18 protein-coding genes are annotated in these 20,884 nt (G+C 41.7%); 7 read left to right on the top strand and 11 right to left on the bottom strand.

Annotated features, from left to right (window positions below):
• Positions 1-42: 42 nt before the first annotated feature.
• Positions 43-1,119: a DmpA family aminopeptidase gene (locus tag L2716_RS02350; RefSeq protein ID WP_236331406.1), complete on the top strand. Its 1,077-nt coding sequence runs from the start codon at positions 43-45 to the stop codon at positions 1,117-1,119.
• A 198-nt stretch (positions 1,120-1,317) separates the two neighbouring features.
• Here the strand turns inward: L2716_RS02350 and L2716_RS02345 are convergent, their stop codons facing one another.
• Both L2716_RS02345 and fabI read right to left on the bottom strand, forming a co-directional pair.
• On the bottom strand, positions 1,318-3,753 hold the full coding sequence (locus L2716_RS02345) for a bifunctional diguanylate cyclase/phosphodiesterase (RefSeq protein ID WP_236337772.1): 2,436 nt from the start codon (positions 3,751-3,753) through the stop codon (positions 1,318-1,320).
• A 168-nt stretch (positions 3,754-3,921) separates the two neighbouring features.
• Positions 3,922-4,701, bottom strand: coding sequence for an enoyl-ACP reductase FabI (fabI, locus tag L2716_RS02340; RefSeq protein WP_236331404.1), 780 nt, complete (start codon positions 4,699-4,701; stop codon positions 3,922-3,924).
• 255 nt (positions 4,702-4,956) lie between these two features.
• Here fabI and L2716_RS02335 point away from each other — a divergent pair, with 255 nt between their 5' ends.
• Complete coding sequence (locus L2716_RS02335; RefSeq protein ID WP_236331402.1) at positions 4,957-5,322, top strand: GyrI-like domain-containing protein; 366 nt, start codon at positions 4,957-4,959, stop codon at positions 5,320-5,322.
• A 53-nt stretch (positions 5,323-5,375) separates the two neighbouring features.
• Here the strand turns inward: L2716_RS02335 and L2716_RS02330 are convergent, their stop codons facing one another.
• Positions 5,376-5,933, bottom strand: a complete 558-nt coding sequence (locus L2716_RS02330) for a hypothetical protein (RefSeq protein WP_236331400.1) — start codon at positions 5,931-5,933, stop codon at positions 5,376-5,378.
• A gap of 119 nt (positions 5,934-6,052) precedes the next feature.
• Between L2716_RS02330 and L2716_RS02325 the strand changes: the two genes are divergently transcribed.
• The 4 genes from L2716_RS02325 (at position 6,053) to L2716_RS02310 (ending at position 12,146) form a co-directional block, all read left to right on the top strand.
• Positions 6,053-6,730: a response regulator transcription factor gene (locus L2716_RS02325; protein ID WP_268963925.1), complete on the top strand. Its 678-nt coding sequence runs from the start codon at positions 6,053-6,055 to the stop codon at positions 6,728-6,730.
• Positions 6,727-8,064 carry a sensor histidine kinase gene (locus L2716_RS02320; protein ID WP_236331398.1) on the top strand — a complete coding sequence of 446 codons (1,338 nt, stop codon included), beginning with the start codon at positions 6,727-6,729 and terminating at the stop codon, positions 8,062-8,064. The genes L2716_RS02325 and L2716_RS02320 overlap by 4 nt, the downstream gene beginning before the upstream one ends.
• A gap of 80 nt (positions 8,065-8,144) precedes the next feature.
• The gene (locus tag L2716_RS02315) at positions 8,145-11,255 is read left to right on the top strand and encodes an efflux RND transporter permease subunit (RefSeq protein ID WP_236331396.1); all 3,111 of its coding nucleotides are present in this window, start codon (positions 8,145-8,147) and stop codon (positions 11,253-11,255) included.
• 378 nt (positions 11,256-11,633) lie between these two features.
• Complete coding sequence (locus L2716_RS02310) at positions 11,634-12,146, top strand: GNAT family N-acetyltransferase (RefSeq protein ID WP_236331394.1); 513 nt, start codon at positions 11,634-11,636, stop codon at positions 12,144-12,146.
• An 18-nt stretch (positions 12,147-12,164) separates the two neighbouring features.
• Here L2716_RS02310 and L2716_RS02305 read toward each other — a convergent pair whose 3' ends face one another.
• From L2716_RS02305 to L2716_RS02280, 6 genes are all read right to left on the bottom strand, one after another.
• Positions 12,165-12,371: a hypothetical protein gene (locus L2716_RS02305; RefSeq protein ID WP_236331392.1), complete on the bottom strand. Its 207-nt coding sequence runs from the start codon at positions 12,369-12,371 to the stop codon at positions 12,165-12,167.
• 26 nt (positions 12,372-12,397) lie between these two features.
• Entirely contained in the window at positions 12,398-12,799 is a 402-nt protein-coding gene (locus tag L2716_RS02300; RefSeq protein ID WP_236331390.1) for a hypothetical protein, read from the bottom strand.
• A gap of 135 nt (positions 12,800-12,934) precedes the next feature.
• Entirely contained in the window at positions 12,935-13,984 is a 1,050-nt protein-coding gene (locus L2716_RS02295; RefSeq protein ID WP_236331388.1) for an ATP synthase beta subunit C-terminal domain-containing protein, read from the bottom strand.
• Positions 13,985-14,231: 247 nt separating this feature from the next.
• Positions 14,232-15,185, bottom strand: a complete 954-nt coding sequence (gene argF / locus L2716_RS02290; protein WP_236337770.1) for an ornithine carbamoyltransferase — start codon at positions 15,183-15,185, stop codon at positions 14,232-14,234.
• Positions 15,186-15,445: 260 nt separating this feature from the next.
• Positions 15,446-16,570, bottom strand: coding sequence for a beta-propeller fold lactonase family protein (locus tag L2716_RS02285; RefSeq protein ID WP_236331385.1), 1,125 nt, complete (start codon positions 16,568-16,570; stop codon positions 15,446-15,448).
• Positions 16,571-16,713: 143 nt separating this feature from the next.
• Positions 16,714-19,182 carry a S8 family serine peptidase gene (locus L2716_RS02280; RefSeq protein ID WP_236331383.1) on the bottom strand — a complete coding sequence of 823 codons (2,469 nt, stop codon included), beginning with the start codon at positions 19,180-19,182 and terminating at the stop codon, positions 16,714-16,716.
• 460 nt (positions 19,183-19,642) lie between these two features.
• On the opposite strand from L2716_RS02280, the gene L2716_RS02275 reads away from it, so the two are divergent.
• Positions 19,643-19,888, top strand: a complete 246-nt coding sequence (locus L2716_RS02275) for a hypothetical protein (protein ID WP_236331381.1) — start codon at positions 19,643-19,645, stop codon at positions 19,886-19,888.
• Between the two features lie 111 nt (positions 19,889-19,999).
• On the opposite strand, the gene qoxD is transcribed toward L2716_RS02275, so the two are convergent.
• Together qoxD and qoxC are read right to left on the bottom strand one after the other, a co-directional pair.
• The gene (gene qoxD / locus L2716_RS02270; protein WP_236331379.1) at positions 20,000-20,284 is read right to left on the bottom strand and encodes a cytochrome aa3 quinol oxidase subunit IV; all 285 of its coding nucleotides are present in this window, start codon (positions 20,282-20,284) and stop codon (positions 20,000-20,002) included.
• A 1-nt stretch (position 20,285) separates the two neighbouring features.
• Complete coding sequence (gene qoxC, locus L2716_RS02265) at positions 20,286-20,882, bottom strand: cytochrome aa3 quinol oxidase subunit III (RefSeq protein WP_236331377.1); 597 nt, start codon at positions 20,880-20,882, stop codon at positions 20,286-20,288.
• Between the last annotated feature and the right edge of the window lie 2 nt (positions 20,883-20,884).

Genomic DNA, 20,884 nt, shown 5'->3' with positions numbered 1-20,884 from the left:
TATACCTAAACGAGATCAAGTTTTTTTACATAGGAGGCATACATGCTTAAACAAAAAAGAATCCGTGACTATGGTGTTCAAGTCGGTCGCTTACAGCCTGGGAAGCTCAATTCAATAACAGATGTTGAAGGTGTGACAGTCGGTCATGTGACATTAGCTGATAGAGAAATCCAGACTGGCGTAACAGCAATTATTCCGCATCAAGGGAATATTTTTCGCGATAAATTAGTGGCATCCAGTCATGTTATTAACGGTTTCGGCAAAACGATGGGAACCATCCAAATGGCGGAACTTGGAAAACTTGAAACACCGATCATCTTGACGAATACACTTAGTGTTGGAACAGCTGCAGATGGATTAATTGAATATATGCTCGAGAAAACCCCTGAAATAGGAAAAACAACAGGCACTGTAAATCCGATTATTGGTGAATGTAACGACATGTTTTTGAATGACATACGTGCCCGGAACATTCGGAAGCATCATATTTTTAAAGCAATAGAAAGTGCATCTAATGAATTTGAAGAAGGAGCTGTCGGTGCTGGGAGAGGCATGCTTTGCTACTCTTTAAAGGGAGGCATCGGTACAGCTTCAAGATTGGTTGAGTTAGACCATGGTACATATACGATTGGGGTCTTGGTTTTAGCGAATTTCGGAATGTTGAGTGATTTAAGGGTGAACGGTAAACCTATCGGCGAAGAGTTGAAGGCTGCGATTTTAGAGGAATATGAGGAAAAGGATAAAGGCTCGATTATGATGGTCATCGCAACGAACCTACCCGTTTCCGAGCGCCAGTTGAACCGGATCATTAAGCGAACTGTCGCCGGTTTGTCCAGAACAGGCTCTATCATTACGGAAGGTAGCGGAGAGATCGCCATCGGCTTTTCTACCGCAACGAAGATTCCGCATAAAAAATCAACTGAACTTCATTCGATCCCGACCATTCATGAGGACGATATGGACACTGCGTTCCGTGCTGTTGGCGAAGCGACCGAGGAAGCTGTGTTGAATGTGCTCGCAACTGCTGATCATGTCGTAGGACGTGACGGAAATGAACGACCCGCCTTCAAGGATCTGATTGAAAAACATAGCATATCATTGGTGGATAATTGGGATTAATGACCGATGCACGATAAATTCTGAGTTTTGCACGATAAAATCCGAGTTTTGATCGATAAACTGAAATCCCACCCAAAAAACCTTACTCTAAAAAGAAAAACTGGGGATTTCCCCGGTTTCCGCATAACATCGCCACATAGACGATGTTTCCGTAAAAAGAGCGCTCACCAACAAGTGGTGAGCGCTCTCTACTTTATATTATACTCTTGGTTCCAACAGTTTTGGTATTATGAACTTGTCTGAAATTTGAGCATATGGCAAAGGCGGACTACATAGGAATCCTTGAAATTCGTTGCAATTACTTTCTGAGATACTCGTCAATTGCTCGGTTGTTTCTATGCCTTCAGCAATGACGTTAAGCCCAAGTTTGTTGGCCATGTGAACGATCGTTTCCACTACCGCTTTATCTTTCATATTCAGATGAATCTCTTTTGTGAATGATTTATCAATTTTCAATGTATCTAGTGGAAAATCTTTCAGATAACTGAGCGAAGAATACCCTGTTCCAAAATCGTCCAACGAAAGCTTCACACCCATTGATTTTAATTCGGACATAATAGGAATTGCACGGGCTGGTTCTTGAACTATACTTTCTGTTAACTCAAGTTCTAAATAGTGTGGTTCCAAGCCCGTTTCTCTCAATATATCAGATACGAGTTCAGAAAATTTCGGTTGACGGAATTGTAGTGCGGAAATATTGACAGAAACATGTCTCAAATCGGAATTAACAACCAACCATTCCTTAAATTCTTTACACGCTTCTCGTAATATCCATTCACCCATTGGGATAATTAGATTGGTCTCTTCCGCTAATGGAATGAAATCTACTGGTGAAACCATTCCTAAATCAGGGTGGTTCCATCGGATTAAAGCCTCAAACCCTACAATTTTTTCAGTTTTGACTTCTACTTGGGGTTGATAGTAAACTTCGAACTCTTCCCGATCCAGTGCTTTTCGAAGACCAGTCTCTAACAGCATTTTCCTTGAGATGATTTCATTGATTTCATTTGTAAAATAGTAGTATTGATTTCCGCCTTCTTTTTTCGCTTCATACATCGCTGTATCTGCATGCTTTATAAGCGTATCAGCAGATTCACCATCCTCTGGATAGAGGCTGATTCCAATCGAAGTAGAGGTGTATAACTCTAATCCTTCCATTAGGATGGGTTCCGAAATTGTTTCAATGATCTTTTTCGCAATGTTCCCTGCTTGATACTGGCTCGTTTGCGGCAATACAATTACAAATTCATCTCCGCTTTGCCTCGCCAACAAGTCTTTTGTAGACAGGCACCCAAGAATACGTGATGCAATTTCCTTTAACAGTGCATCACCGATACTGTGGCCATAAACATCATTGATTTGTTTGAACCTATCCAAATCTAAGAAAAGGACGGCGATCAATTGACGATCAAGTTTCGCTTGTTCTATGTAGGAGGATAGATGCTCCTTCAGCATTCTTCGGTTGGGTAATTCAGTCAACTCATCACGATAGACAAGTTTCTTGATTCTTTCCTGGCTCTCTACTCTGTCGGTAATATTTCGAATAATACCTGTAAAATAAGTCTTTTCCCCATCTTCAATCGTTGACAACGACAGTTCGATTGGGAATACCGTTCCTGACTTATGTAACCCAGTCAATTCAACCGTTTCACCGATGACTCTCTTCTCTTTAGTTTGATTATACCTTTCCATACCTTCTTCATGTGCTTTTCGAAAATCTGAAGGGACAATCTGGTGAAGAGACTTTCCAATAATTTCAGAAGAAGTGTAGCCAAAAATATTTTGAGCAGCTTGATTCCAAGATAAAATAACACCTTTATGATTCGTAGTGATGAATGCATCATTTGCGGATTCGATTATCGATTGATACATTCGATCAATGACTTCCAATCGGTGGTCGCTGTCTTCAATTCGAGTCTTGTATTTAATCAAAATGAAAGTAAAACCAATAATCATTAAGATCCCTATAGCCACCAAGTATCCAAGTATTGTTGGTCCCACCTGGCTTGTCGGGTCATCTTGTGTCATTTGTACACTTGAATCATGGATGTAAGTTGCAGACGCCATTCCAGTATAATGCATGCCTGAAATAGCAGCGCCCATTACAATGGAACTGAGCCAAATCCACCTCTTTCGATTGGAAGCTTTGTCACTCTTACGAAACAATCTGATCGCAACGTATGAGGCAACCAATGCAATCACAACAGAAAGCCCAACAATTCGATTATCATATTGGATGACCGCCTGCATCTGCATGGCTTCCATTCCAATATAGTGCATTAAGACAATTCCCGTCCCGATTAAAATCGATGAAGCAATTTGTGTTAGATGCGTGTTTGATTTTTTGATAATGTAGAATGCCATTCCACTTGAGAATATGGAAAACAAAATGCTGATGGTCAGTAAAACTGGCTCATACGTCACACTCATACCCATATCATAAGCAAGCATCGCCACGAAATGCATGGACCAAATCCCACCACCTAAACTGAGACTCCCCATCAGTAACCAAGTGATTCGACTTTTTCCCTTTAAATTATTTAAACGAGCTGCAATTTCTAATGAAATATACGATGCTAGCACTGCAACTGCTATAGATAATAGGACTAAGCCAGAATGATATTGTGCGTCCATTTCCCCCAATACAACTTCTCCTCTAACTGTAAATTTAGCTATTTTTAAATCAGACTATAATTAAATCATAAAAGCCATTATACCAGAAATATCATCCTGTAACATATTTTGGATGAAATAAAAAAAACAGTAATTCCTGTTTCGGAATTACTGTTAATATCAAATTTTTTAACCCATAATATTGTAGCCAGAATCCACATAAACAATCTCGCCTGTTACCCCTCTTGAGAGATTACTGATGATTGCGAGTGTCATGTCTCCGACTTCTTCTTGTGTCACGTTTCGTCTGAGCGGTGCTGTCTCTTCAATTTTATGAAGAATCTCATTGAATGATGGCACACCTTTTGCAGCGAGCGTTCGGACTGCTCCTGCCGAAATTGCGTTTACGCGAATGTTCTCTTTTCCGAGATCGGATGCTAGGTAACGAACTGTTGCTTCAAGGGATGCTTTTGCAACACCCATTACGTTGTATCCATCGACAGCACGTTCTGCCCCTAAGTAGCTCATTGCGACAATCGATCCGCCTTCCGTCATGAACTGACGTGCTTCTTTTGCCACTTTTATCAAGGAATAAGCACTTGTATCTTGCGCAAATGCAAATCCTTCTCTTGAAGTATCAACGAACTTTCCTTTTAAATCCTCAGCGTTTGCGAATGCGATTGAATGTACGACGCCGTGAATCTTTTCAACCTTCTCCCCGATATGAGTGAATGCTTGTTGAATGCTTTCATCATCATTCACGTCACACTGGACAGCAAGTTTCGCTTCAAAATTGTGTTCTTCTAGAAGTTGTTGTAATTTTCCGTAAGAACGATCCTTTCGATACGTGAAAATTAAGTTTGCCCCAGCTTGATGTAAGGATTTCGCGACTCCCCAAGCGAGACTGCGTTTATTCGCCACACCCATGATGACGATATTCTTGCCTTTTAGTTTCAGTAAATCTTCCATGATGACCTCCGTTATATTACCTGCTATTAATACCTGTTGCCAACCACATTATAGCACAAAATATTATGAGTCAAACTGTAATAAATTGTATAATGAAGTAGACGTAAAAAACGAAGAGGAGCGTGGACAATGTCAGTTGGACAGAAAAATGAAGTAAAGATCGTTTCCAAAGAAGAATTTCACGCAATTGGTTTGAAGTGGGAAGGAACATTTGAAGAAGCATTTGCTGGAGGAATCCGTAAAGTTTAAGAGGGAATGCATCGACGATTATCTGATATACCTTCCGTTGTAAGTCCAGAAATTTTACTCGGATTATCGTATCATGCCAAACTAGGTGGAAAAGGTTTTACCCACTATGCAGCGGTAAAAGTTGCGAACATCAACAAGATTCCTGACCACATGGTCTCCCTATCTGTCCCTAAACTTACATACGCACAAACGGAACATAATAAAGGACAAAGTGTTAAACACTCCTACGACAACTTATATGAATGGATTCGAAACGAGGGGTATCAAGAAAATAACGTAGATGGGCTCACTCACTTTGAACAATACCCGATGAAACAAGACCCTTACGACACTGACCCTGAGTTCACAATTCTAGTTCCAGTAACAAAATAAAAAATAGAAAGAGCGGCAAAGTGCTGCTCTTTGTTAATGATATCGCTAACTTCCTAGTTAACGCCAACCATCAATATCAAGTTCATGATTGAAAAAGTGACGACGCCAATTGCTAGACTGTATAAGAACATTTTCTTCGTATATCCCTTTTTCACAAATCCACGATCTACTTTTCGGCTATGTAAGTGATTAGTCACATTCATCAGGACAATTAAAAAGAAGAACACAAAAAACATCATCGGAAACATATCAAATGAGTGGATCGGTTGATCGTTATCAACGACCCAAGCGTTAAAGATGAACAGTAATCCTACAAATAATAATGCAAAAGCATTCAGTTTCTTTTGCGCTCTCCACTCGGCCCCCATTTTCTCAGCTTCATATTCGTAAAGCTCTTTCATTTTCTCTGATAACATCGCTCCGATGGGTTTACCCGTTTTGAAAATCATAATAGATTGCGCGATGTTGATAACCGCAACGAATACAAATAGTTGATTAAGTGTCATTACCGATTCGAAAACAAACGATATAAGCACTATGGCGACGATTAAATGAATGTTTAAATATAATAATTGCGCTTTCCTCAATATCAGTAATCTTTCTTGTTCCATTGACCTACACCTCTTCCTATTTCTATGTACGTATTTAAATGTAAAAAGGTTCCCAACCTGAAATGTATTTGGGGTTTGACGTATAATAAGAGTCAAAGTTTTAATTTTTGGGGGTTATTATGGTACATATATTAGTCGCAGATGATGACGATAGCATATTGAAGCTCATCACTGTTTATTTAGAAAAAGAAGGCTATAAAGTCATTCCAGCACATAACGGTAATGAAGCGATCAAACTCCTTGAAACTGAAAAGGTAGACCTTGCTGTAGTGGATGTGATGATGCCTGAGAAAGATGGATACGAAGTATGTGAGGAAATTAGGAACTTTTACGATATTCCGACGTTAATGCTGACGGCTAAAGGTGAAAAGAAAGATAAGCTGAAAGGCTTTGAAAGTGGAACAGATGATTACGTCGTGAAACCATTTGAGCCGATGGAAGTTGTGATGCGAGTTAAGGCGCTGCTCAGACGCTACCAAATCCAATCGTCTAGCCGAATCCAAATCGGTCAGATCGACTTGTCATTCCAACAAAAAGAGGTAACGGTCAACAAGCAACCGATCTATTTTCCGGTTAAAGAATTTGATGTCCTCTACTTGCTCGCGAGTTATCCGAATCAAATTTTTACGAGGAATCAGTTGATCGACAAAGTATGGGGTGCAGATTTTACAGGGGATGATCGAACGGTCGACGTACATATTAAACGGATTCGCGAGAAGTTAAAGCCACTTCAATCAGGTGTTGCGATCAAAACGATCCGCGGTCTAGGCTATAGGCTTGAGGTTACTGAAACATGAAGAGCTTATATTTCCAAATCATCCTCAGTTTCCTAGGTGCGCTCATCATCAGTATTGTCGTCACTTTTTTCATATCCACGAATATTTTTGAAGGGCAGATCGAGGACAACATCCATAACCAAATGGAGAATGTCACGAAGGACTTCATCCAATTATATAAAAATAATCCAGACCTCGATGTCGAGGGGTACCTCAATGCGATGTCATCATTTAGCTATGATCTGATTTTGTATCGTGGAGAAAATGAAGTCTACAATTCGAAAGGTGCAGAGTGGGACCTTTCCGATAAGGTCATCGAAAATGTGCTGGACGGTGATGTTTATGTGCGCGATAACGTCCCCCCTCCAAGAAGCCACTTAGGATTACCCTTTCAAATTGAGGGTGAACGCCATGCTATATTCATCAAACCTGATTTCAATATTTTTATCGATGATCTCAGGCGCGTGATGATGATTTTGTTTTCTAGTGTAATTGTAATCGGTAGTCTCCTATTCATTGCAACAACTCGCTGGATCACAAACCCTATCAAAACATTGATTCACTCAGCTAAACAATTGTCAAAAGGTAATTTCGGCATCCATATTCCGACAAAACGAAAAGATGAGGTCGGCCAGTTAACGACGACATTTAATAAGATGGTCCACGATTTACGGCAGCTCGATGAAATGCGGCAGCAGTTTGTTTCCGATGTTTCTCATGAGATCCAGTCTCCGCTCACGTCTATCCAAGGATTTGCAAAGGCACTGAAAGATGATATGGCGGACAATCCCGAGACAAGAAAAGAGTACATCAACATTATCGAAAAAGAAGCACGCAGGCTCTCTTCATTAAGTGAAAACCTACTCAAGCTAACGATTCTCGAATCAGATGCACCAGTTGTAAATCTAACGGATTACAACCTGTCCGAACAATTACGTGAAGTGATCATGACACTAGAACCGCAATGGTCACAAAAAGAACAGACTATCGATATCGACTTGGATGAAACAACGATTCATGGTGACCGAGAAATGCTTGAACAAGTTTGGATAAACCTAATGAGTAATGCCATTCACTACTCTTCTGAACATAAAACGATCCACGTGCAAGTTACCGAAGACGCATCAAGTGTGAAGGTTATATTTAAGGATCAAGGAATCGGTATGGAGGAAGTTGAATTAGCCCGGATTTTCGAGCGATTTTATAAAGCAGACACCTCCCGGACGAAGGCGAAAAACGGTAGTGGACTTGGGCTATCGATCGTCAAGAAAATCATCGACCTGCACAACGGCGCCATTGACGTGAAAAGTTCACCTAGTAATGGCTCAACTTTTACGATTTCAATACCAAAATAAATTCTACTGTTTTGTTCATACTGAGTTCATATAAGCCCTTTATAGTGTGATTTGTAAACATAATCGAAAGGGGATTCCATATGAACTGGTTAACAAAACTCAGCTTAAAGAATACTGTCGCGATCCTCATTCTCACAGCATTAGTGATTGGCGGCGGTGTTCTTTCTTCATTTCAAATAAAAAACGAAACCTTCCCGGATGTGACTTTTCCGGTACTGACCGTACAAACGGTATATCCTGGTGCATCGACAGAGGAAATTGAGGAAAATGTAACGACACCTCTTGAAGACTCCCTCCTTAACTTGGAAGGCTATGAAGCCATAACGAGCACCTCGCGTGAAAATATGTCGATCATCACAATCTTGTATCCGTTCGGTGAGGATATCGACAAAGCGAAAACGGATGTGGAAAGTGCAGTTAATAAGATTGAACTACCTGAAGATGCAGACGCTCAAACACGGTCGATCTCCAGTACATCACGTCCGATTTACCAGGTCGCCATTTCGGCAGAAGACTTAACAAAGCTTCAGAAAGACGTCGAGGACAACATCGCACCAATGATTGAAAAAATTGAAGGCGTTTCTGGTGTGAATATTGTTGGAAATCAAGCAACAGAAATTGAAATTGTCGTTGATGAGGAAAAAGCGGCAGAATACGGGTTGTCTCTCTCCGCGATTAAAGACGCGGTTAAACAAGCCGATTACAAACTCCCAGCTGGAACACTCAAACAAGAAGGCAACTCGATTCCAGTAGAGATATACGGAGACATTAAAGGTACAAAGGCGATTGAGGAAATTGACATTCCTTTGAGTCAGCAAGAAACTGCGCCTAACCCTGGTCAACAAAAGCCTTCAGCACCAGATCAGCAAGGTGCACCATCTGGCCAACAAGGGCAAACGCCAAGACCACAATCAGTAACCTTATCAGAAATTGCGGAAGTTAAAGAAAGCACAGAACGCAGCGAAATCTCAAGGTTCAATGGTGAAGACAGCTTACTTTTGGAAGTCTCTAAAGGGCAAGATGCAAACACAGTTGATGTAACAGATGAAATCAAATCCGTGTTGCAGAAGGCTGCTGACGAAAAGGATTACGAGCTCTTCCCTCTTCTCGACCAAGGTGAGGAAGTCAACAAGTCCCTCTCGACCCTTTTAAAAGAAGCAGGACTTGGCGCATTATTTACGATCTTAGTTATTTTAGTATTCTTAAGAAATTTCAGAGCGACAATCATCGCGATCATCTCACTACCGATTTCGATATTCGGTACGATCACGTTACTCGATCAGTTCGGTTATACTTTGAACATTATGACACTCGGAGGTCTCGCCGTATCTGTCGGACGAATCGTGGATGATAGTATCGTCGTCATTGAGAACATTTACCGATGGCGTCAGGAAAGACCTGAATTAACACAGCGTGAGGTTGTTTTAAAAGCGACGAAAGAAGTAATGGGTGCAGTTGCGTCTTCAACAGTTGCTACCTTAATCGTCTTTCTACCGCTTGCAATCGTTGGTGGAATTTTAGGCGAATTCTTCAGACCGTTCGCGTTGGCCGTCGTCTTCTCGATCACGATCTCACTGCTCGTTGCGATTATGCTCATTCCGGTTCTCGGTAAATTCTTCTTCAAGAAAGTAAATCATGATCCAAAGCCGAGCCGACTGGCAACGATATATGAGAAAATTTTACGATTTACTTTAAGAAAGAAAGCACTTGTTTTCGTCTCAGCTGGTCTACTGTTATTCGGTTCACTTGCGATGATTCCGGCCATTGGAACCTCATTCTTACCGACTGAACCGAGTACAAAATTCGAAGTTGAAGTGACGATGCCAGATGAAACGGCGCTAGAGGAAACGAGCGACATGGCTCGTGAAGTTGAAGAGGCTTTAGCCGAGGAAGATGACATCGACTACAGTCAAGTATCGATCGGGTTTTCAGCTGAGCAACAAATGCCAGGCGTTGTTCAGAACAACCCCGAGAATGTCGCACGCTTTTTCATTAACGTAAACGAAGACGTATCAGTTGAAAAAGCCATGAAAAAGTATGAGGCTGATATTCTTGATATCGCCAAAAAACAAGCTGCGGATGCAACAGCAGCTGCCAAGGAAATTCAAACAGAAGGTCCGCCAGCTGGTAATACGGTTGAAGTGAACCTATACAGCAATGACCTTGAACAGTTAAAAGAAGCGTCCACTCAAGTTGAAGAGCTCCTTTTAAATGAGGACCGAGTGAAAAATATTAAGAACAACATGGACGACACCCAAACGAAATTTCGTGTTGGACTGAATGAAGAAGGTAAAGAAGCGAACGTAAGCCCGTATCAAATTATCCAACCGATGAACGAGCGCCTGGATTCGGTTAATGGCGGTAAAATCAATTTGAACGGAAAAGAATGGGACTTACAACTAACGTTTGATGAACAGTTCGAAACAAAAGAAGATATCGAATCATTTACGATTATGACCGCTCAAGGTGAGAAGAAACTAAGTGAAATTGCTGACATTCAGGAAGTTGATGTACCAAGTTCGATTAAACACCAAGACGGACGCATTTCGAACTTAGTAACCGCAAACGTCAAAGGAAATGACACGCCAGAAGTGACGAAAGACATCCAAGCAGATGTAGATGCACTGTCACTACCAGATGGCGTTGAGGTTGAGTTTACCGGTGGACTGGAAATGATCACTGAAGGATTTGCAGACCTCGGACTTGCGATGGGCGTCGCAATCGGGCTCGTTTTCCTAGTGTTGAGCATGACATTCGGAGGTATCCTCACTCCAATCGTCATCCTATCCTCTCTGATCTTTGTACCGATCGGATCGTTGACGGGACTGCTCATTAGCGGTTCAACCTTATCGATGAGCGCAATGATTGGGTTGCTCATGTTAATTGGAATCGTCGTAACGAACGCAGTTGTGTTGTTAGATCGATTAGAGAGTAACCGCCGAAATGGCATGGAATTGACGGAAGCAATCGTTGAAGCTTCGACAACTCGATTGCGCCCGATCTTGATGACTGCTTTCGCAACGATTTTTGCTCTAATCCCATTAGCATCGACGGATTCAGCATCAGGACTAATTTCAAAAGGACTCGCAATCACAGTCATCGGTGGACTCACCACATCCACCCTACTAACATTGATATTTGTCCCCGTGCTATATAAAGCCGTTGGAAAATGGCGCAAACTAAGTGAATAAGTGGTGGATGATGCAGGACTGACATATGTCAGTCCTGTTTTTTATTGAGAAAGAAGTGTCAGAAAGTTGGGTGACCGCCATTTGAGAGGATGATCAGGACGGTTATCTGCGTAATCTCGACATTTCCCAGAATAATCTCGACATTTCCCAGAATAATCTCGACATTTCCCAGAATAATCTCGACATTTCCCAGAATAATCTCGACATTTCAGCCACTCATTCGGACATTTTAATTCGATCTTACTATAAAAAACGAAAGGAAACCTCGAAAGGTTTCCAACATTATTTTTTTAAGGAATTATAAAACCACTTGTTGTTGCTTAGTGTTCTTTCAGAGTATAAGCTTACTAATACAAATTATTAATGAGGTGTCTATCCATGAAAATTATCGAGACAGAAAATTTAATACTGCGATTGGTAACAAAAGACGATGCTGCTTTTATCCTCAATCTATTGAATGATTCTACTTGGATAAAATTCATTGGAGATAAAGGTGTTCGAACGATAGAAGATGCTGAAAATTATATTGTGTCCGGACCACTTCAAATGTATTCAAAATATGGTTATTGTCTCTATTTAACAGAACTAAAAGAGGACCGTATCCCGCTAGGCCTTTGTGGATTAATTAAAAGAGATGGACTTGAAGACACAGATATTGGATTTGGATTTCTGTCTGAGTATCAAGCAAAAGGCTATGCTTACGAGGCAGCCTCAGCTACACTCGAATATGGAATTAAGCAATTAGAACTTAAAAGGATTGTGGCCATCACATCTACAGATAACCATGCCTCATCAAAGCTCCTAGAAAAGATCGGCATGACATTTGAAAAAATTGTTAAACTACCAGGTGATGAAGAAAAGCTTAAGTTATACGCTAAAAATAAGATTTAGTAGAAGTTAATGGGGAGGTTATTTCTTAACTTTTATCTCCTCTTCTAACTCTGCAATTTCTAATCTCCATTTATCTCTTTTGCTACGCAACGTTTCGCGTAAGAAAGGAGATATAGAATCTTCGTTTTGGGTAACTTCATATTCCAGTTTATGAAGATCCTTTTTTAGCTTTTCAACAAGTTCTATTTTCTCACCAATAGAAATGTGGTCATAAATCTTTCTCATCTAACATCTCCCTTTCAGGCATAAGATCATTGATTTTCGATATGAACTGGAAATCCAAAGGACTCGCTTTGGGCTTGATCATGACTGTTTCTTGGCACATACGTCATTACGATATTTACCCGGTACTTTCCTTCCTCAAGTTGCTTCTTCACTACGCTTTTATCCGGATTGTCTTGAGTAAACTGAAAGATTCTCTGAGGATCTGTAAAGAATGTATCGCCAAGCTTAGTGATCTCAACCTTTTGAATAACGGGCGACAATTTACTTTCGTGGTCCTTCGGTATTTTGATCTGTAATTCATTCCCCACAAGAACTGCTTCACCTAGCTTTTCATTAGCCGTATTTTCAATCATCAACTTACCGTTCATGATGTTCAAAGCACCTTCTGAAGATTCTCCCTCCTCATACATCATTAAGACAGCTGCCAAAGCCACCAAGCCGAGTACGATTCGTTTGATTCATATCCCTCCCTAAGAACTTTTATATATGTAAATTCTCTCCCCATTAAACATCTCCTTTTTTCTATAAAAAAGAGCCCCAAAAGAATTGGGACTCTTGCTTTCTTATAAACTTCCAATATAGTCGAGCTGATCGACTTCCTTGGAGTCTACTGATCCGTCGAGGATTTTTTGGACGTCGTTGAGTGTGGTTTTGAGGCTGACTGTTTCGCCTTTTTTGCCGGTAAAAGCCTCAGCTACATAGAACGGCTGCGTCAAGTACGCTTCGAGTCTTTCTCCGCGTTTATATGTTGCCATCTCTGCATCTGGCACACTCTCAATTCCTTTTACATTGACGAAAGCTCTTAGCTCACGGTATCTTCGTAAAAGTTTCTGCGCACGCTGTGAGATGGTAAGGTGATGCTGATCCAAATGAGCGCCTTCTAATACAGATGATGTTGAGTAAAGCGGGTTGATCGCTGGGAACTTATGTCGAGTCGTAAGATCCATGTCAAACTGCCAGAGTGTTTCTAGTGGTCCGTATGGGAGGTCCTCATCAACTGCTTCTCCTTTTAAGTCCACAAGGAACGTTGTCACATTTTCGATTCCGATGCTTTGCAGGCGTTCTTGAAGGTCGTGGAGTTCACCCGTTAAGACATGCGAACGATCTGCCGCGAATAAAATGTCCTTTTTTCCAAGCGAAGCCATTTTTTCATACGTTTCGTCAATGCTCGTCGTCGTGTGCTCGAAGTATTCTAAAATGTCGTTGAGCTCTTTGTGGTCGCCTTCAGGTTTTAATAGCAATGTGGTGTAGCCCTCTTTTTTCAAGCGTTCGAATGTTTCAACTAAAATGACGAGCTGTCCCATTCCTGGTCTTGCAACGAGTCCTACCGTACCGCCTTTTGCGAGTGGTGCAAATAAATCTAACGCCTTGATTCCAGTTTCGATCATATCGATCTTCTCCCCTCTAATAATGAGTTCATCTAAACTACATTCCGCGAGCGATGCGAGTGCGACGAGCGTTTTGACCTCAGCTCGACCGACCGGAATCTTTCCAGTGCAAAGATTCGAGACCGTTGCTGGACGCAAACCAACCGACCGGGCAGCACTCGTCAAATTCGGCACTCTTTTTCGAAGTAATGATACATTCAAGCGAATATTTTCTAGTATTTCCAAAATTTACACCTCCTGTTACGTTTTATAGTATGCGAAGTTACGTTAAAAAGCAATACAAAATTACGTTAAAACGTAATTATTTTTACAAATAGCTCTCGGATAAGAGATTGGGGAATTGTCTGCTCTAGCTTGTGGAACTTTCACTCTGACTTGTGGAAATCAGCACTTTCTTACTACCTACCAAACATCAAAAAACGCAACTGCACTTGGCAGTTGCGCTCTAATTGTGGGACAAGGGACCTGTCCCCTAGTCCCACATCAAAGCTTCCATGATTGCTTTTTGGGCGTGGAGTCGGTTTTCCGCTTCATCAAATACGACGGAGTGTGGTCCGTCAATGATCTCTGCCGTCACCTCTTCGCCTCGATGTGCCGGCAAACAATGCATGAAAATGTAATCGTCCTTTGCTTTTGCGCATAGTTCTGCGTTCACTTGGAAAGGTTTAAATACTTCCTTGCGCTTGTCAGCTTCCTCTTCCATCCCCATGCTGGTCCACGTATCTGTGACGACTATGTCTGCGTCGACAATTGCTTCGTCCGGTGCATTTGTGACCACGACAGAGCTTCCATTCTGTTTGGCGATCATCTTCGCGTGGTCACGAATCATATGGTCTGGCTCATAGCCGAACGGACTCGCGACACTGATGTCCATCCCCACTTTTGCCGCTCCTTCTAGTAAAGAATGCGTCATATTATTGTATCCGTCACCGATATAACACATCTTCAAGCCGGCGAGCTTCCCTTTATGTTCAAGTATCGTCAGTAAATCTGCCAGCACTTGTGTCGGATGGTGCAAATCTGTCAGCCCGTTGATAATCGGTACATCAGCATGTGCGGCAAACTTTTCTACCGTCTTATGTTCAAATGTGCGAATGAGAATTCCATCTACATAACTGGATAAAACTTTTGCTGTATCTTCGATGCTTTCTCCTCGTCCTAGCTGGATGTCTTTCGTACTGAGAAAAATTGGGTGACCTCCAAGCTGAACGATGCCAACTTCAAAAGAAACGCGCGTACGGGTCGATGCCTTATCGAAATTCATCGCAAGCACTTTCCCCTCAAGTGGCTTGTGAGTTACACCTTGTTTCTGCTTCTTTTTCAGCTTAACCGCCTGCTCCAGTAAATACATAATCTCCGAGGAATGAAAGTCTGATAAAGCCAAGAAATCTTGACCGGAAAAATTATATGTCGTTACCCCATGCATCTGTTTCGTATCAATTGCGTAAACCACGTTGCACCTCTCCTATCTCATGAATGTGATGTGAATTATTATACATACTATATAATATTTATTCAATACTTAATTTTAAAACACATGAAATCAGTATGTTTATTTGTTTTAAAATACATAATTGTGTATATTAACCTATCTCACCCAAACAAAAAGCCTCGCTGACAACAATCGATTAGGTAGATTAATATACCTGATCAACGGTCAAGCTAGGCCTAATTTTTCATATGAGATTATGTGCAAATCGTACCGATCGCAATTTCATTCGGCATATCTCCAACAGAGACAGTACCTATTATCATGTTTGTTGCGATATCGATTACAGTTACATTGTCATTCGCTTGATTAGCTACATAGGCTCGACTTCCATCTGGTGTAATCGCCAAACCTTCAGGAGTCCCACTGACAGCAATCGTTGTAGTAACCATATTCGTTCCTGTATCTATGACCGAGACTGTGCCATCATCAAAATTAGAAACATAAACTAGACTACTATCTGGCGTAATCGCCAACTCACGAGGTGAATTCCCCACTGGAATAGTGTCCAACACCATATTCGTTACTGTATTAATGACTGACACTGTATTACCATTTCGATTGGCTACATAGGCACGGCTTCCATCTGGTGTAATCGCTACTCCTACAGGTGACAACCCTACAGTAATCGTCGCTATGACCATATTGGTTCCTGTATTAATTACCGACACAGTGGAATCCACAAAGTTCGTCACATAACCTCGACTACTATCTGGCGTAATCGCAACACCACGCGGATTATCTCCAACAGGAACAGTTGCGATCACTAAATTCGTTGCTGTATCAATAACTGAAACAGTATCTGCATCTCGATTGGTCACATACGCCCGGTTTCCATTTGGTGCTACTTCAACATCACGTGGGAAATCACCGACAGGTATCGTTGAAATTACCATATTCGTTGATGTGTCTATGACTGAAACAGTATCATCTGTACGATTCGTAAGGTACACTCGGCTTCCATTCGGTGTTACTGATATGCCACCAGGAGAATTACCAACAAAAATAGTGCCGATTACCATATCTGTTGATGTATCAATAATTGAAACCGTATTTCCCCCGCCATTCGTCACATAAGCAAGCACATCACAAATCACATCTGGCCGAGGTAGAAAGTTTACAGAAGTTACATTTTGACAACTGAAAGTAACACTGCTTCCATCACTTATCCCCGTTACACATCCCGTTTTTTCATCAAAACATAGAAAGGTTACTTCGACTATTTTAGATGATTTGCTAAAACGAACATTGATCAGCGTACCTGTTTGAAGGTTTTTAAAAATACTACAAATGCATGAATCATTACTCGAGGGGAAAATCATATCCACGCTCCTTTTTTAAGCTTGTATATTACTGTATGTACGAACTCTTTCATCGGCTTGGGCATGGAAAGTTGTTTCCATAAAAAAACCCGTACCAGGCGGGGGAGGCCTGATACGGGTTCGGGGAAACGAGATTTAGTTTTTTACTCAAAGTAAGTTGTGTAGTAACGGGATACTGCTACCGCAAAATCTCCTCGAGTGACGGTTTGGTCCGGATTGAATGAAGCAACAACAGTCGGCTCCGTATCATAAGGTCCTTGCGTTACACCAAACTTTGCATTAAGGATGTTCAGGTCAAGCGCAAGCTGTACGTAACCTTTAAGCTCAGCTGGTACTGCATCCGCGTCTTGAATTGCAACGCGCTCATCCTTGTATTGCACTGTCAAAGCGTCATCGTTTAACTCCTTCGCTTCAGCTTCAAGTCCCAAAGCTTGAACAAGTGAGTATGCAAGTTCAGCACGGGTAACTGCTTTTTTCGGAGCAAACTTTCCATCCGCTGACGGTAACATGACACCAGCGTCAGTTAAATCCGTATCTTTTAACGCCGCTCCACCAGATGTTACCGCTTGGATGTAAGCAGAGTCAGCAGCTTTTACATCTGAGAATTGTAAGCCGTTCGTTAAGTTTTGTCTAACTGCTGCGCCCATCGTCAAATACTTCGCAAGATCAGCACGTGTCAACGCACCATCTGGGTTGTAGTTGCCGTTTGAATTACTATCAAGTAGGCGTTCACTTATGCCCGACTTAATTGCGTCTGCAGCAGGGTGTCCCTCGATATCATTGATTCCTGTGAATCCGCCCGCTTTTTTATAAGCAAGTTCGCCTTTCACTGTTTCCGGTAAACCTGGTCCACTATTCAAGCCTTCTAAACTAAGTGTCCATGTGCCAGCCATCGGGCTTGTTACTTGAACCGTACGGTCTGTGTACAATGTGAACACGAGATAGATTCCTGAAGAATATTCTGTTCCATCAGGAGCTGTCAGCACAAGGTTCAACGGGTTACCTGTTTCACCTAGTAAACCTTTCGCATTCACTTTTGCCGTAAGTTCTGTCAAACCTTCTTCGACGTTGAACTCAATTTTATTAGAATCTGCTGTCGCTGGGTTGTAATTCACTTCAACCGGCTCGCGCTCAACATTCATATCTACATTTCCATTGTATTCATTCGTATAGTTCAGTGTTTCACCGTATTCGTTACCATTTAAAATCATATCGACTGCAGCGTATGCGTTCGCATAACCTGCACCGACTTCCCAAGATTCATATCCAGGCATGTTCGTCGCAGTTTGTTGAATAATCGCCTTCACTTCTTTAGGTGTAAGTGTTGGATCGGCATCAAGCATAAGAGCTACGATTCCAGCCGCATGAGGAGCTGCCATAGACGTCCCACTCATATGTGTGTAGTAAGGTAAGTGTGCTGGATCAAGGTTTTCTGCGTCTTGTTGTGCACCAAGTGCAGTAAGAGGAGAAACCGTTTTTGTCGAGATGATATCTTTACCAGGTGTTGTGATCGTTGGACGATCTTCCCAAACGAATTCTTCACCATCAACTGTAACTGTTCCGCCTTTTCCTTTCACTCCGCGAGAAGAGAAATCAGCGAGTCCACCAAGCTTGTCACCAGCAGCTACCGTGATGACCCATGGCGCTTTTTTATAGTTACCAGAAATCGTTGATTCACCTGGTCCTGAGTTACCAGCTGAGAATACGACTACGATGTTTCTGTCATACATCTTTTTTGTAGCGATGTTGATCGGATCTTCTGGGTCAAATTCTGTACCTGCGTCACTCGTTGAGCCCCAAGAGTTTGTGACAACTCGAATGTTGTATTGCGCTTGGTTTGTAAGCGCATAATCGAATGCTCCAAGCGTATCAAGGATTGCGATTCCTGCTCCAGAACCATAACCGACAAGGTCAGCTCCTGGTGCTACACCTTCGTATTTCCCTTTAGACATTGAACCGTTACCGCCAACAATTCCAGCAACGTGTGTACCGTGTCCAGAATCTGTATCCGTATTGGCAACATCCTCAGTGTAAGTAACCGGAAGTACATCAACAAGTGCGTTCAAGTTCGTCGCACCTTGTACATTTTGAACGAGATGGTTACCGAATTTGATGTCGTTATGTGTGCCATCAACTCCACTGTCATTGACGACAACCCCGATGCCTTTACCGGAAACTGGCATACCGCCATTCTGTTTTGTCATGTCAGCATCGTCACGTAACTGATCGACACCTGTCATTGCAGTACCTGTATTGTTTTCATACTCTAATTTTTCGTTAAAATAAACCGAACGAACTTCAGGCTGATCTGCAAGCGCATTGATTTGGTCAGGTGTAGCAAGTACCCCTGCCATCGGAAGCGAATTGAAAGTTAACCCTTTCGCAATCCCTACGTCCTTTAAAAGATTCATGTGTTCAGCCGTCGGAGCATCATTCGTATTGAATGTGACGATGACCTCAAGTGGTCCAGTCGTCCCTTTCATCTTTTCTACAAGTGTTGCATCAAGGGTCGTTGTATTTGTCTGTGCGCTGACCGATGATGTTGGAGATAGCGCCATCATCCACGTCGAAAGTACGAGCATGACGCTCATCAACATTGTTAACCGTTTCATCATTCCGCCTCCTATGTTACGAATAGTTTGAATACTTTTATTATTCCAGTAAAAGCCTTCCAGCGCTATTCTGCAAAAGGTATAAAAGAAGAACAACAAAAGGTGTATAGGTACTAGAAAGAAAGTCGTATGTGATGGAATGAGATAGTAGGATAGAACTAATTAACGCCTTGCTATTGTTGATGTAAGATACCAATAATCCACTGAAATTAGGTATCCGTGTCTTTCTTTTCGCAAGCGTGTACCCTGAAAATTGTGAAGTTCTAATTTCATGACCAGCGAGACGCTTTCGCGAACACTGAAAACTGAAAATGCTTGATTTGAGGACTCACCATAGTGGGTTTACATCATTTCAAGCATCTCCTCATATAATGAATCAAGGATAACTGTGTACAAATCGTGAAAAGTATTTGACAACTTTGTGAATAAACACAATAATAGAGGAAAGGAGTTGAGGAACATGAAAGCTAATACAAAAATATTGAACGCTACCAAGTTTGCTGGCGGATCTGTCCTTGCATTAGGTATGATGATGTTTCTAATCGGTATTGTAAGCGATTTCGCACTTTGGACTTCTATTGGAATCGGGACCGTAACTGGAGCAGTCTTCATCTTTTTGATCGGTTTGTTCTTTGCAGCTACAGAAGAAATGCTTGGTAAAAGCATTAAAGGAACAAAAGAAACCTCACCACTCGGAAAGGTTTAATTCATACCACAAATATATGAACGTTAAAATTTGCTGGCTTCGACATGCTGCAAATTTTGTTTTTTTTTTACATACAAAAAAAGGAGCGCCTTTAGGCACTCCTTTTTTCTTTTACCCTACATCCCAAATTAACACCAGCAGTGTTCCGAATACGGTAAACAGTGCCATAAAGAGGCCGTAGTAGACGTTTGTATAAATTGCTGCTTTGTCATCGGTTTCTCCTGCGTGCATGAATACGACGAGCTGAAGTCCAGCTTGGAGAAATGCCGTAATGAGAAGGACTGTCATCCCTACTGCAAACGACATGTCAAAGAAATATACCCCAAGTGCAACAGCCGTAAGCACCATTGAGAAAATAAATCCCATTACCTGTTTGCGAGGAAATAGTTCACTCATTTTACAACAGTCCTTTCAAATAGATAAAGCTGAAGATGAAGATCCAAACAACGTCTAGGAAGTGCCAGTATAGTGAGAAGATAAAGGACTTATTCCCTGTCTCAGGTGTCAATCCACGCTTCTTCACTTGAATGAGGATAAACAATCCCCAGAACAGTCCAACTGTTACGTGGGCACCGTGCGTCCCTAGTGTTGTGAGTAAGATCGACGTAAACGCACTCGTCTGAATGCCTGCTCCTTCATGCGCGTAGGTCATAAATTCAAAAATCTCTACGCCGAGAAATCCTAGACCAAGAACGAGTGTGACAATGAAAAATCCCATCATCGCTTTCTTTCTGCCAAGACGCATCGCATGGACACCGAGTCCAATCGTGAAACTACTCGTTAAAAGTAAAATCGTCTCAAGGATGACTGGTGCAATCTCGAAGATCTCAGCCCCTGTTGGACCATTACCCGTTCGATTTTCTAAAGTAAAATACGTTGCGAAAAGCGTCGCGAACAGCATGATTTCCGCACCAATGAAAATCCAAAATCCTAAGATCTTTAACTGATTTTCTTCCGTACTATATTCTAATGGTAGCGAGTGATCAACCTTCATAA

The organism is Pseudalkalibacillus berkeleyi, from assembly GCF_021608225.1.
Taxonomy (GTDB): domain Bacteria; phylum Bacillota; class Bacilli; order Bacillales; family Fictibacillaceae; genus Pseudalkalibacillus; species Pseudalkalibacillus berkeleyi.
This window is presented reverse-complemented; position numbering and strand designations above follow the sequence as displayed.